We start from the raw sequence: 14,522 nt of genomic DNA on the forward strand, positions 1-14,522 counted from the left end.
CGACATTCGGACACGAGCTCAAGCAGAACGCCCATCCGGCAGGCAAGATTTGTCCGAATGTCGGCACTGACCCCGCTTGCTGACCCGGCTTGCTAGGTAAGCCGGGCTCAGTGCGCCGCGCTGGAGCGGTAGCCGATGCGGAAGCCGCCCCAGTGGCGGCCGTCGACGTAGATCGGCGCCGACAAATCGTGCATCACCTCGCCCGTGTCCCGCTTGTAGGTCTGCAGCAGGAAGGCTGCGGTGTTGGCGCCGCAACGGGCGCCGGTGCGGTCGTTGAAGATGCGCTTGGTGCGGTTGTTGACGATGTCGACGGCGTAGGCGCCGGTCAGCGGCTGGGCGAATTTCTTGTTATGGGTGGGGAAATAGCCGTTGTTGTCCACCGCGCCGGCGTAGGCCAGTTGCGGCATGCTCAACAACAAATCCTCCTGCAGATCCGGCAGCACGCGGTCGGTGAAGGCGTCGAAGCTGCTGTTGTGCTTGGGCGGATCGGTGTGCGGAATCGGCGTGTAGCGGCGGTCGAACAGGGCGTCGCGCGAAATCTTGCCGCTGGCGATGGCCGCCGAGAAGATCCGTCCGACCTCGAGCGCCGCCTGCTGGGCGGCACGGCGGATGTCGTCGTGCGCGGTCTCGACCTCGGACTCGCCCAGCGCCGCCGCGATCAACTCGGCCCGCTCGGCCAGCGCCATCGCCGACTGCGCCGCGCGCGGCAGCTCGACGTCGGTGGCCAGCATGCTGTCGCGGATGCGGCCGATGGCGGCGGCGATGCGCTGGCTGGTCTCGACCTGCTCGCGCGAGGCGCGGGCGATCTGCCCGATCTCCTCCTCGGACTCGCCGGAGGAGCGCTCGATGTTGCCCAGCAAACCATGCACCGTCTCGACGTTGCCGGCGGCGGCGCTGACCTCGGCCGCCAGCGTGCTCATGCCGCTGGCCGCCCGTTCCGACTGCTCGTTGATTTCCCGCACCATCGAAGTGATCTCGTCGGCCGCCTCCTTGGTGCGCATGGCCAGCTGGCGCACCTCGCCGGCGACGACGGCGAAGCCACGGCCGTGCTCGCCGGCACGGGCCGCCTCGATGGCGGCGTTCAGCGCCAGCAGGTTGGTGCGCGCGGAGATGTCGGTGATGGCTTGGGTGAAGCCGCTGATGCGCCGTGCTTTGTCCTGCAGCCCGGCCATCACGCCGGCCGCCGTCTGCGCCTCCTGGCGCGCGCCGACGATGCGTTGCAGGCCGGCGCTGGCCTCGGCGCGGCCGGCCACGGTTTCGGCGCGCACCTGGGCCGCCACGCCGGCGGCGCGCTCGGCGTTGGCCGCCATGTTCTCGGTGGTGCGGGCGTTGCGTTCGGAGCCGGCGGCGATGGCGCTGGCGGTCTTGACGTCCTGCTCGATCTTCTTCTTGACCGAGTCGACGAAGTAGGAGGTCTCGGCGGCGCCGATCATGATGGCGTCGATGCCGTCGCCCACCGTGTGGCCGAACTGGCGCATGCCGGCGTCCTGCCGCTGGGCGCCGGCCAGGCGGGCGAGCAGGGCGGCGCCCAGCGCCGCCAGCAACGCGTCGGCCAGCGGACTGGCGAAAACCAGATGGGACAAGCCGGCCAGGGCGGCGCCGCCGGCGGTGGCGCCGGCGATCCAGCCGGCCTGGCGCAAGGTGTGCTGCCGCAATTGCATGGTGTGAGTCTCCCGGAGGCCGGCTTGATTGCCTGCTAGCCAGATCTTCGCCTGGTCATCATGCATCATCCAAAACGCGGGGGCGTCTAGTTGCACGTGCTTGTCACTGTCAAATGAAACAGTTCCAAAGTACAACAATTCACCGGACGGCTCAATGCTTATTTTGGCCTATTGCCCTTACTTACTCATTACTTGCCGACTACTTGCCCACTACTTGCCCACTACTTGCCCACTACTTGATTGGAAGCTTGGTGGTGTTCTTGACTTCCTCCATCACGGCGTAGGTGTGGGTTTCGCGCACCCCTTTTTGCAGCAGGGTCTTGCCGAGGAACTCGCGGTAGGCCGCCATGTCCTTGACGCGCGCCTTGACCAGGTAGTCGAAGCCGCCGGCCACCATATGGCATTCCAGCACCTCCGGGATCACCTGCACGCTGTGTTTGAAGGCGTCGAACACCTCCGGCGTGGTGCGGTCGAGCACCACCTCGATGAACACCAGCAAGGAGACGTCGAGCAACTGCGGGTTGAGCTGGGCCGTGTAGCCCATGATGTAGCCGGATTCGTGCAGCTTGCGCACCCGCTCCAGGCAGGCCGCCGGCGACAGGTTGACCCGCGCCGCCAGCTCGACGTTGCTGATGCGGCCGTCACTCTGCAGTTCCATCAGAATTTTCTTACTGATCTTGTCCAGCATACCCACACTCCCCCACAATATTATTTGGTTAAATTGTCGCACCAAAAACTATCTATTGCTAGTCCTCTGTAATACCAGAATTAATCCAGAAGAATCCGCTTTACAATCAAATCATCAGCAGTTCACAGTTTCACGCTCGCCAGCCACCGCATGCCGAGCGTGTTTTGCTATGTGGCCGCGACACATTTCCCTGACATTTTTCTTGTAAAAGAGCCACTTCATGCACCCAGCCGTCGCCCCGGTTTCGCCCCCCGTCCCCTTTGCCGCACTGCAAGCCGAGGTCCTGCGCGACCCCTCGCCGCTGCGCGCCGCCATCACGGCGGTGTACCGCCGCGACGAAGTGGGCGCCGTGCAATGGTTGCTGGCCCAGGTGCACAACAGCGGCCCCGACACACAATTGCAGGCGCAACAACTGGCGCATAAATTAGTGTCGTCTGTACGCGACAAACGCACCCGCGCCTCCGGCGTCGACGCCCTGATGCACGAGTTTTCCCTGTCGTCGGAAGAGGGCGTGGCGCTGATGTGCCTGGCCGAAGCCCTGCTGCGCATCCCCGACAGCGCCACCGCCGACCGCCTGATCGCCGACAAGATCAGCAAGGGCGACTGGCGCAAGCACCTGGGCGAATCGCCTTCGCTGTTCGTCAACGCCGCCACCTGGGGCCTGCTGATCACCGGCAAGCTGGTCAGCACCAGCAGCGAAAACGGCCTCGGCTCGGCGCTGAGCAAACTCATCACCAAAGGCGGCGAGCCGCTGATCCGCAAGGGCGTCGACCTGGCCATGCGCATGCTGGGCAACCAGTTCGTCACCGGCCAGACCATCGGCGAGGCGATCAAGAACGGCCGCGACAACGAAGCCCGTGGCTACCGCTACTCCTACGACATGCTGGGCGAGGCGGCGCTGACCGAAAGCGACGCCGCCTACTACTACGCCGCCTACGAGACGGCGATCCACGCCATCGGCAAGGCCTCGAACGGCCGTGGCATCAAGGAAGGCCCCGGCATCTCGGTCAAACTGTCGGCGCTGCACCCGCGCTACAGCCGCGCCCAGCGCGCCCGCGTGATGGCCGAGCTGCTGCCGCGCGTGCGCGCGCTGGTGCTGTTGGCCAAGCAATACGACATCGGCCTGAACATCGACGCCGAAGAGGCCGACCGGCTCGAACTGTCGCTCGACCTGATGGAGGCGATGGCCTTCGACCCGGCGCTGGCCGGCTTCGAGGGCATCGGCTTCGTCGTCCAGGCCTACCAGAAACGTTGCCCCTTCGTCATCGACTACCTGGTCGACCTGGCCAAGCGCAGCGGCCGCAAGTTCATGGTGCGCCTGGTCAAGGGCGCCTACTGGGACGCCGAGATCAAGCGCGGCCAGGTCGACGGCATGAGCGGCTACCCGGTCTACACGCGCAAGGTCTACACCGACGTGTCCTACCTGGTCTGCGCGCAAAAGCTGCTGGCCGCCACCAGCGTGATCTATCCGCAATTCGCCACCCACAACGCGCAAACCCTGGCGACCATCTACACCTGGGCCAAGCGCGACGGCGTCACCGACTACGAATTCCAATGCCTGCACGGCATGGGCGAGACCCTGTACGACCAGGTGGTCGGCAAGGACAAGCTGGACAAGCCCTGCCGCATCTACGCCCCGGTCGGCTCGCACGAAACGCTGCTGGCCTACCTGGTGCGCCGCCTGCTGGAAAACGGCGCCAACTCCTCCTTCGTCAACCAGATCGTCGACGAGAACATCGCCATCGAGACGCTGATCCAGGACCCGCTGCAGCAAGCCCGCATCCAGGGCGGCCTGCCGCACCCCGGCATCGCCCTGCCGCTGGACATGTTCGGCGCCGAACGCAAGAATTCGGCCGGCATCGACCTGGCCAACGAGGACGTGCTGCGCGACATTTCCGCCGCGCTGGCCCTGCCGCGCAGCTGGAAGGCCGCGCCGCTGCTGGCCGGCGAACTGAGCACCGGCCAAGCGGTGCAGAACGTCGTCAACCCGGCCCAGCACGGCGACATCGTCGGCCAGTTGGTCGAAGCCTCGGCCGCCGACGTGGCCACGGCGCTGAGCAGCGCCAGCCAGTTCGCCATGGACTGGCAAACCACCGAACCGTCGCTGCGCGCCGCCGCGCTGAACCGCGCCGCCGACCTGTACGAGCAACACCAGCTGGAACTGATGGCGTTGGCCATCCGCGAAGCGGGCAAATCGCTGCCCAACGCCATCGCCGAGATCCGCGAAGCGGTCGACTTCCTGCGCTACTACGCGGCCCAGGTCGCCGGCGCGCCGAACACGCTGGCGCTCGGCCCGGTCACCTGCATCAGCCCGTGGAACTTCCCGCTGGCCATCTTCACCGGCCAGGTCGCCGCCGCCCTGGCGGCCGGCAACGTGGTGCTGGCCAAGCCGGCCGAGCAAACCCCGCTGATCGCCCACCGCGCCGTCGAACTGTTGCATGAAGCCGGCGTGCCGCGCGGCGCGCTGCAATTCCTGCCGGGACGCGGCGAAGTGGTCGGCGCCGGCCTGTGCGACGACGCCCGCGTCAAGGGCGTGATCTTCACCGGCTCGACCGAAGTGGCCCAGTTGATCAACCGCACCCTGGCCAAGCGCGCCGCCGCCGAGTCGGCCGAAATTCCGCTGATCGCCGAGACCGGCGGCCAGAACGCCATGATCGTCGACTCCTCGGCCCTGCCCGAGCAGGTGGTGCAGGACGCCATCTCGTCCGCCTTCGACAGCGCCGGCCAGCGCTGCTCGGCGCTACGCGTGCTGTTCCTGCAAGAGGAAATCGCCGACAAGACCATCAAGATGCTCAAGGGCGCGATGCTGGAACTGCGCGTCGGCAGCCCGGACCGCCTGTCCACCGACATCGGCCCGGTGATCGACGCCGAAGCCCAGGGCAATCTGCTGGCCCACATCGAGCGCATGAAGAAAACCGCACTGAACCACTTCTCGCTCGACCTGTCACAGGGCGGCGACGCGCCGGTCGGCACCTTCGTGCCGCCGACCGTGCTGGAAATCCGTTCGCTGGAGGAATTGACGCAGGAAGTCTTCGGCCCCGTGCTGCACGTGATCCGCTACAAACGCGCCGACTTGCCGAAATTGATAGAACAGATCAACGGCAGCGGTTTCGGCCTGACTTTGGGCGTGCATTCGCGCATCGATGAAACCATCGACTTCATCAGCTCGCGCGCCCATGTCGGCAACATCTACGTCAACCGCAACATCGTCGGCGCCGTGGTCGGCGTGCAACCGTTCGGCGGCGAAGGCAAGTCCGGCACCGGCCCGAAAGCCGGCGGTCCGCTCTACTTGAAGCGCCTGCAACGCGGCATGGCGATACTCGGCGAGCACGAGCGCAAGTCGACGCCGGGCTTGGACGCGCTGACGGTCTGGGCCAAGATGCACGGCCACGAGCGCATCGTCAATCTGGCGCAACAGTACTGCCGCACCAGCCTGCTGGGCGGCAACACGGTCTTGCCCGGCCCCACCGGCGAACGCAACACCCTGAGTTTCCATCCGCGCGGCACGGTGGTGTGTGCGGCGGCCAGCGGCGCCGGCCTGTTGAACCAGCTGGCGGCGGCCCTGGCCACCGGCAACTTCGCCGTCGTGCTGGGCGATTCGGCGGCCGTGTTGCCGAAGGATTTGCCGGCGGCGGTGATGGACCGTGTCCAAGTGATCGGTCAACTTGACGTTTTCCAAGGCGAATTCCAGATCGCCCTGGTCGAATCGGCCCTGACCAACATTGTTCGACCGCAACTGGCGGCCCGGGAAGGGGCCTTGGTGGGCTTGATCGACACCAACGAGGACGCCCCCATCCCCCTGTGGCGTTTGGTCGCTGAGCGGGCTCTGTGCGTGAATACGACGGCAGCCGGCGGCAACGCCAGCCTGATGACCCTGGGCGTGTAAGCAAACCAGCGGTTTTTGGGCCGGACGACGTTCCGGCCCGGCATCGTCTCCTTTAGGTTCTTCCCGGCAGCAATGCCGCGAAGAACCTTTTTTTCGTCCTCACGCTGCCGGCGGCGCCAACCACCCCAAAGGCAAAGAGCCGGGGTCGGACCCCAGTTTGTGCCCTCGGGTTTTGCCAGCCGTCGCCAAACCGTAAAGCCCCCCTTTACACCGACGCTTTACAAAACGCCTTGATCAGGTCGAAAGCGTAGCGCGAGGCGACCGATTTGACGAAACGCATGAAATCGACGGCCGCCGCCTCGTTGGCCTTGTCGGAAATCGTCCGGATCACCGTGAACGGGATGCCCAGCTCAAAACACACTTGCGCCACGGCGGCGCCTTCCATTTCCACCGCCAGCAAAGCGGGATGGGCTGCTTTCAGCTGCGCGATTTGGGCGCCGCTGCGGATGAACTGGTCGCCGCTGGCGATCAAACCACGGTGCAATTGCGGCCGATTCAGGCCGAATTCCCGCTTTTCCGCCGCGTCGATGACCTCATCGAGCGTGTTTTGGATGAAATGGCTGGCCGCGTCGCTGAGTCGATTGCTCAAATCCAGGTCCGATTCGAAGTGCGACAGGCCGGTCAGCGGCACCTGGTAGCGTGGAAACAGCGGACTGGCGTCCATATCGTGCTGCAACAAGGAATCGGCGACCACAATGTCGCCCACATTCACCAAGTTGTCCGCGCTGCCGGCGACGCCGGTGAAGACAATGTGGGTAACTCCGAACTTTTCCACAAGGATAGAGGCTGTCATGGCAGCCGCAACCTTGCCTATACGCGACAAAACGCACACAGCGTCGATTTCCCACAACTTCCCTGCCGTGTAGTCCCGCATGCCATGCGTGAGCTTGTAGGGGCTCTGCATGGCCTCTATGAGCCCGTGCTGCTCTTCAGCAAGCGCACTGATCACTCCTAAACGCATCGTTTTGCTTGAATTCATCGTCCTGGTTTCGCTTTTTGGGGGTTGTGAGGGCGGTTTTTGTCCACCGCAGGCGTTTGTTTAGGGTTTTATATAAAGATATATATATAAATCTGATAGTAGATAGTAAACCACTGCTTTTCTGTGGATAAGTCTGTAAACCGAAGAAAAATCATCGACTTAGCCTGCCGAAAAGTGCTTGCACAAACATTGTATCTAGGCAGGATGAGTTCGGGATAAAAAAGTGCTTGTGGACAAAGATCGACTTTTCCCACATCTCATCCTGTGGATATGCAGGCAGTTGTCCACAGACGAAAGACCAAAAAGCGGCTTTTCAGTGCTGGTTTGACATCTTGGGCGATGTTTTTGCTGTTGCGGGCGTGCAGAGGGGAGGTTTGGCGAACAATTCGACGCTTCTGCACAAGCGCAGCTTGCACTTGCCGCTGGCGGTTTTTCAGTAGAGAAGTAAACGAAAAAAAATTCGAACCGCCTTCGGCGTGTTCTTTAGTTGTTTACAAAAGCTTTTATATAAAAATAGTAGTTATAGTAAACGCGCGCTTTGCTGTGGATAACCCTGTTAACAGCTTTAAAATCATCCGTTTACGACAAAGATAAGCGCTCGGACAAGGGCTGTACCAGTTCAGGAGCAATTCTGTATAAAATGTCGCCCTTTGGGCAACTTTGTCCTTACTCACAAGTCGTCCTGTGGATATCCAGCGAGTTATCAACAGGCAGGTACTGATTTCTGATGGTTTTTTCCAGTTCCTCACTCGAAATCGGCCTGGAAAACAGGTAACCCTGGCCAAAATCACAACCAACCGACTGCAAGGCCTGCATTTGTTGCGGCGTTTCGATGCCTTCGGCGATCACCTGGATGCCCAACTTGTGCGCCATGGCGATAATTGCCCCGCATAAGGTGATGCCGTCGGTGCCTTCCGCCAGATTCGAGACGAAACTCGGGTCGATCTTGATGTAGTCGATGTCGAAGCGCTTCAAAAACGCCACCGAACAGTAGCCAGTGCCGAAATCGTCCAATGACACCTGCATATTGGCTTTGCGGAAAGCCTTGAACTTGTCGGCGATCGCGTTGTCCGGGTCGAGCAACAGGTCTTCCGTCACCTCGATGATGATGTTGTGGGCTTGCAAGTCCAACTCGGCCAGAAAATTCAGCCATTCCTGGTAGTTGCTGCCGTCGTCGCGGAACTGCCAGGCCGATTTGTTCACGCAAATCTGGAATTCCGGCAGGGCCATTTGCTGCAGCCGCTTGGCCTCGCGCGCCGCCTGGCGGAACACCCAGTCGCCGATGCCGACAATGCTGCCGGTGTGTTCGGCGATGGCGATGAATTCATGCGGGCTCATCAGCCCGCGCAACGGATGTTGCCAGCGCACCAGCGCCTCGGCCTTGCAGATGCGGCCGCTGGCCAGCTCGATGATGGGCTGGAAGACGATGCGCAACTCGTCGCGGCCGACCGCTTCGCGCATTTCGTTGCCCAGCGCCATGCGCACGCGGGTCGCCTCCTGCATGAAGGGGGCGAAATAGTTGAAGCGGTTGCGGCCCTGCTGCTTGGCGGCATACATCGCCTGGTCGGCGTTTTTGATCAACGTTTCGGCGCTGTCGCCGTCGTCGGGGTAGAGCGTGATGCCGATGCTCGACGAAATATGCGCGATATCCTCGTTCAAGGTGAACGGCGCGGCCATTCTTTTCAGGATTTCCTGGGCGATCCGCACCACATCGCTGGAATTGTGCAGCTCGCTGAGGATCACGGTGAACTCGTCACCGCCCAGCCTGGCCACGATGTCGGTGCCGCGCACGCACTGGCCGAGCCGGCCTGCCACTTCCTTGAGCAACAAGTCACCCTTGTCATGGCCCAGGGTGTCGTTGATCTCCTTGAAATGGTCGAGATCGATGAACACCAGCGCCATCGGCAAGTGCGAGCGGTCGGTTTTCTTCATTTCCAGCCGCAAATGTTCATGGAACATGCGGCGGTTCGGCAAACCGGTCAGCGCGTCGAAGTTGGCCTGCTTCCAGATCAACTCCTCCGAGGCCTTTTTCTTCGTGATGTCGGTGAACAGGGCGACCAGGCGGAACACCTGGCCCTGCTCGTCGAACACGGTGTTGAAGCGCAGCGACACCAAATAGTGCTCGCCGTTCTTGTGTTGGTGCCAGATTTCGCCGGCCCAGTGACCGGTGCGGCCGATCGATTGGCGGACCTGGGTGAAAAAGCTCAAATCCTGCCGGCCGGAGGTCAGTTCGTAGGCGCGCCGGCCCAGCACCTCCTGCTCGGCGTAGCCGCTGATCTGTGAAAACGCCGGATTGACCGACAGGATGCGGCCTTCGGCGTCGGTCACCAACATGCCCTCGGCGCTGTTTTGGTACATCAGCGCCGCCAGCTTCATCGATTCTTCGTTCTTTTTGCGCTCGGTGATGTCCTCCACCATCAAAAACAGACCGCGCACGCTACCGTCCGGCTGCGCATCCGGCACATAGGTGACGCCGTCCCAACGTTCGACGCCGGCTTGGCGCACCAGGCGCTCGAAATAGACGAATTTCCCGTCCAATACTTCGCGCAGATGTTGTTCTGCCTGCTTGAAAATCTCCGGGCTGACGACATCCACGACGCTGCGCCCGGGGCTGCTCTGGTAGGGGATGTCGAACACCGTGTCGAACTTGCGGTTGGTGAATTCGTAGTGCAAGTCCTTGTCGATATAGGCGATCATCACCGGCATATTGTCGGCGACCAGGCGCAGGCGTTGTTCGCTGATCGAGAGTTTTTGCTCGGTTTCATGGCTCGACACGTACAACAAGCGGTAGCGCAACTCGCGCTCCTCCAATTTGGCGTAGGAACGCAGGGCGAAATGGCCGCCGGCCACCATCAATAGCAGCAGCAACAGCAAACCAGCGCCGGCGATCACGACGTTTTTACTCACCAGCCGCGTCGACTCCGCATCGGAACTGCCGACAACGACGATCAAGGGTAGACCATCGAGCACGCGGAAGCTGAAAATGCGCGAGCTCTTGTCTATCGTGCTGACGGTTTGATAGCTCCCCAGTTTTCCCTTGGCGATGTTGGCGAACAAGGCCGTGTGGCTCAGGTCGAAATTAAACGATTCGTCGAAGTTCGGCGCGCGGGCGATGACTCTGCCGCTGCTGTGCACCAGGGCGATCGACACATCCGGGCTGAAGCGGGATTTTTCGAAGACCTTGCCGAAAAAAGTGGCATTCAGCGGTGCCACGATCACACCCAGCAGTTCGCCGTCGGCACCGTCGACGCGACGGCTAAGGAAAAACACCTTTTCCTTGATGACCTTGCCAATCGCCGGACCGCCGACGAATAAGCCGGGCGAATTTCCAGGTTGTATATGCGCCTGGAAATAGTCGCGATCGGCGTAGTTCGTGCCGGTTATCGACAACTGGTTCGAGGACGCCACGCCCTGGCCATTGGCGTCGATGAAACTGATCCAGAAATCGCGCCGGAAGCTGGACGTGCGCGGCGACAGTAGCGTCGTCATGGTGGTGGGCGAACTACTTTGTTTGGGCGGCAGCATTTTGATCGCGTTCGAATACCCCTGCAGGGACAAATCGACGAACTGGATGGTGTTCAGCACATGGGCTTCCATGGCTTGGACAAAATTCTGGGTTTGTTGGCGTACGGCTTGGTCGCGTTCGACGAAGGCGGCGCGTAATTGCATGCTGACCACGGCGATTGCCAACAGTGCCATCAACAACAAGCCGGCGATCAAGCGGCGGCGGAAGCGCAGATACGCTTTGGAACGCGGGAAGTGCTCCAGCGAAAAGTAGTCCGTGGCGTTCATGCTTGCGTTGCCCGGCGATAAACCGGCAAAACGACAGTCGCCATCGCGGCGAGCGGTACTCGTCGGCAGGCAGGGCGTCGAGGTTTGCGCTGGATGGGCAAAATGACTCCGTTTTGGGCTGGCTAGGCGATTTCAGTATAGGGGCAAGCTATGGTCGCGAAAAATGATTTCTGCTCTCAGGCAAGGAATTTGGCCGGCTTGTGGTTTTGCCGTCGGTTCGGCGGGCGATTCGGGGTTTCGGTTCCTTTCGCGTTGGCTTTGGTTTACTGTAAAGATATAGATATAAAAATAGTAGTAGTTGTTAACGTGGACACCTTTCTGTGGATAAGTCCTGATTTTGAATTAGAATCAAGCGTTTGCGCGATGCATAAGCGGGCGCGTAAACGCTGTATGAGCTGGGAACTGTTTTGGGATAAAAAATGGCTCCCGAAAAATTTTTTGTTTACTCACATTCCGTGCCTGTGGATATCCATAGAGTTATCCACAAGGGAAATCCCCTTTTTTGCTTAAATTGAAGGCAAAATCCGGCGGAGCACGCAGTTTTCGGAGGGTAATTGATGGTTTTACAAACACTTTTTCCACATCCGATCATTCAAGGTCCGACCGCCGGCGGGCAGAACACACCGGCCCAAATCGCCGCCGTCAGCAACGCCGGCGCGCTCGGATCGCTGGCTTGTTCGTTGCTCACGCCGGAGACGATCCGCAGCCAGGTCGAGCAGATCCGCAGCCTGACGCAACGGCCTTTCGCGCTGAACTTCTTCGTCCAGACCACGCCGCAACCCGATCCTGCCGAGCTGGAGCAGGCGCGCCAGTTGTTGCGGCCGGTGCTCGACCTGCTGGGCTGGGACGAGCTGCCGTTGCCGGCCAAATGGTGCGAGGATTTCTCCGCCCAGTTTGAAACGCTGATCGCGCTGCGTCCCGCCGTCGCCAGTTTCACCTTCAACATCCTCAGCGCCGACCAAGTCGCGCGGCTGCGCGCCGCCGGCATCGTCGTCATCGGCACCATCACCACGGTGGCCGAGGCGCTGGCCTGGCAAACCGTCGGCGCCGATGCCGTGATCGCCTCCGGCGTCGAGTCGGGCGGCCATCGGGGCACCTTCCTCGGCCGCCAGGAAGACGCCACCTTGTCCACTTTCGATTTGTTGGCGGCGGTGGTCGCGGCGGTGACGATTCCCGTGGTTTCCGCCGGCGGCATCATGGACGGCGCCGACATCAAGCGGGCGCTGGACCTGGGCGCCAGCGCGGTGCAGATGGGCACCGCTTTCCTGGTGGTCGACGAGTCGGCGATCGCGCCGGCCTACAAGGCGCGCCTGTTGGCGGCCGGCAGCCAGCCGACCCGGCTGACGCGCAGTTTTTCCGGCCGCTACGCACGCGGGCTGGAGAATCGTTTCATGACCCTGATGGCGCCCGTCGAAGCGCGGGTGCCGGCCTATCCGATCCAGAACGCGCTGACCGGCGCCATCCGCGCCGAGGCCGGCAAGCGCGGCGACACCGAATTGATGTCGTTGTGGTGCGGCACCGGCGTGGCGCGGGCCCGGCCGATGCCGGCCGCGCAACTGGTGGCGACCTTGCTGGCGGAAATCGCGGCGGCCTGAGGGACAAGTTAAGTACGCCGACCGGCTCAAGTAAGCACGCCAAAAGACTCAAATGAGCATGCCCAAAGGTGCCAGCAAACCCACAGGCGGATTCTAGGGTCGGACCCCTCGGGGTCCGACCCTGGCAGTTTGCCTTTGGGTGGTTTTGGAGCCGCCGGCGCCGTGACTCGGCGGCTGCTTTGCGGTCCGCTTGGCGCCGCTGGCCGGCGCACGTCCGTCGCAAAATTGATGAGTTCGCTTTAAGCAGCACAGATTGCTGGCGCATATTTCCCTGGAGGAGCAGTCTTGGAATCAGCTGGACAGTACGACTACATCATCGTGGGGGCGGGCACGGCGGGATGCGTGTTGGCCAACCGGCTCAGCCGCGACAAGCATGCCAACGTGCTGTTGATCGAGGCGGGCGGCAAGGACGACTATGTGTGGATCCACATCCCGGTCGGCTATCTGCACTGCATCGACAATCCGCGCACCGACTGGATGTTCCGCACCGAGGCCGACGCCGGCCTGGGCGGGCGCAGCCTGCTATATCCGCGCGGCAAGGTGCTGGGCGGCAGCTCGTCCATCAACGGCATGATCTACATGCGCGGCCAGGCCGGCGACTACGATCAGTGGGCCGAACTGTGCGGCGACGCCGGTTGGCGCTGGGACCAGGTCTTGCCGCTATTCAAACTGAGCGAGGATTACCACGGCGGCGCCAGCGCCGAACACGGCGCCGGCGGCGAATGGCGTGTGGAAAAACAACGTTTGTCGTGGAAAATTCTCGACGCCTTCCGCGACGCCGCCGCCGAAACGGGCATCGCCAAGATCGACGATTTCAACCGTGGCGACAACGCCGGCTGCGCCTATTTCGAGGTCAACCAGAAACGCGGCATCCGCTGGAACACCGCCAAAGCCTTCTTGAAGCCGGCGTCGGCCCGGCCGAATCTGACCATCATGACCGGCTGCCATGTGGAAAAGTTGCTGATCGAAACAGGCGAGCAAGGCGCCGTCTGCCGTGGCGTGGTGTTCACCGGCGGCGGCACCACCTACCGCGCCGACGCCGCCCGCGAAACCTTGCTGACCGCCGGCGCCGTCGGCTCGCCGCAGATTTTGCAGCTGTCCGGGATCGGTCCGGCGGCGCTGCTGCGCCAGCACGGCATCACCCCGCTGGCCGAGCTGGACGGGGTGGGCGCCAATCTGCAGGACCACTTGCAATTGCGCATGGTGTTCAAGGTCAGCGGCGCCAAGACCCTCAACATCATGGCCGGCAATTGGTATGGCAAGATGAAGATCGGCCTCGAATACGCGCTGCGGCAAAGCGGGCCGATGTCGATGGCGCCGTCGCAACTGGGCGCCTTCGCCCGCTCCGACCCCGGCCAGGCCACGCCCAATCTGCAATACCACGTGCAGCCGCTGTCGCTGGAGAAGTTCGGCGAGCCGCTGCATGCCTTTCCGGCCTTCACCGCCAGCGTCTGCAATCTGCGGCCGACCTCGCGCGGCCATGTGCGGATCGGCTCGGCCGATTCCTATGCGGCGCCGAAGATTTCGCCGATGTATTTGAGCACGCCGGAGGACCGTCACGTCGCCGCCGCCGCGCTGGCCTTGACTCGTCGCATCGTCGCCGCGCCCGCGCTGCGCCAATATGTGCCGGAGGAATTCAAGCCTGGCCTGGCCTACCAGAGCGAGGCGGAGCTGGCGCAGGCGGCGGCGGCCATCGGCACGACCATCTTCCACCCGGTCGGCACCTGCCGGATGGGCCGCGCCGGCGACGCCGGCGCCGTCGTCGACAGCCAGTTGCGGGTGTTCGGCGTGGCCGGACTGCGTGTGGTGGACGCTTCGGTGATGCCGACTATCACCTCCGGCAACACCAATTCGCCGACCATCATGATCGCGGAAAAGGCCGCGCAAATGGTGCATTCGGCATGGAAATGACATTATTGAA

Annotated in this window: 7 protein-coding genes; 3 read left to right on the plus strand and 4 right to left on the minus strand. The window is 62.4% G+C overall.

The genetic code is table 11. From position 1 onward, the window contains the following. Positions 1-107: 107 nt before the first annotated feature. Together H7U20_RS03770 and H7U20_RS03775 are read right to left on the minus strand one after the other, a co-directional pair. The gene (locus H7U20_RS03770) at positions 108-1,661 is read right to left on the minus strand and encodes a methyl-accepting chemotaxis protein (RefSeq protein WP_199518280.1); all 1,554 of its coding nucleotides are present in this window, start codon (positions 1,659-1,661) and stop codon (positions 108-110) included. A gap of 232 nt (positions 1,662-1,893) precedes the next feature. Further along, on the minus strand, positions 1,894-2,349 hold the full coding sequence (locus H7U20_RS03775) for an Lrp/AsnC ligand binding domain-containing protein (protein WP_008443393.1): 456 nt from the start codon (positions 2,347-2,349) through the stop codon (positions 1,894-1,896). 220 nt (positions 2,350-2,569) lie between these two features. Here H7U20_RS03775 and putA point away from each other — a divergent pair, with 220 nt between their 5' ends. Then, a complete protein-coding gene (gene putA, locus H7U20_RS03780; protein WP_199518281.1) occupies positions 2,570-6,235 on the plus strand; it encodes a trifunctional transcriptional regulator/proline dehydrogenase/L-glutamate gamma-semialdehyde dehydrogenase in 3,666 nt (1,221 codons plus the stop codon). Positions 6,236-6,440: 205 nt separating this feature from the next. On the opposite strand, the gene H7U20_RS03785 is transcribed toward putA, so the two are convergent. Both H7U20_RS03785 and H7U20_RS03790 read right to left on the minus strand, forming a co-directional pair. Beyond that, entirely contained in the window at positions 6,441-7,196 is a 756-nt protein-coding gene (locus H7U20_RS03785; protein ID WP_199518470.1) for a 5'-methylthioadenosine/adenosylhomocysteine nucleosidase, read from the minus strand. 684 nt (positions 7,197-7,880) lie between these two features. Beyond that, positions 7,881-11,006, minus strand: coding sequence for a bifunctional diguanylate cyclase/phosphodiesterase (locus H7U20_RS03790; protein ID WP_199518282.1), 3,126 nt, complete (start codon positions 11,004-11,006; stop codon positions 7,881-7,883). Positions 11,007-11,563: 557 nt separating this feature from the next. On the opposite strand from H7U20_RS03790, the gene H7U20_RS03795 reads away from it, so the two are divergent. Together H7U20_RS03795 and H7U20_RS03800 are read left to right on the plus strand one after the other, a co-directional pair. After that, positions 11,564-12,601: an NAD(P)H-dependent flavin oxidoreductase gene (locus H7U20_RS03795; protein WP_199518283.1), complete on the plus strand. Its 1,038-nt coding sequence runs from the start codon at positions 11,564-11,566 to the stop codon at positions 12,599-12,601. A 285-nt stretch (positions 12,602-12,886) separates the two neighbouring features. Further along, the gene (locus H7U20_RS03800) at positions 12,887-14,512 is read left to right on the plus strand and encodes a GMC family oxidoreductase (RefSeq protein WP_199518284.1); all 1,626 of its coding nucleotides are present in this window, start codon (positions 12,887-12,889) and stop codon (positions 14,510-14,512) included. Positions 14,513-14,522: the final 10 nt, after the last annotated feature.

This window comes from Rugamonas violacea (assembly GCF_016461825.1).
In the GTDB taxonomy this organism is placed as follows: Bacteria; Pseudomonadota; Gammaproteobacteria; order Burkholderiales; family Burkholderiaceae_D; genus Rugamonas.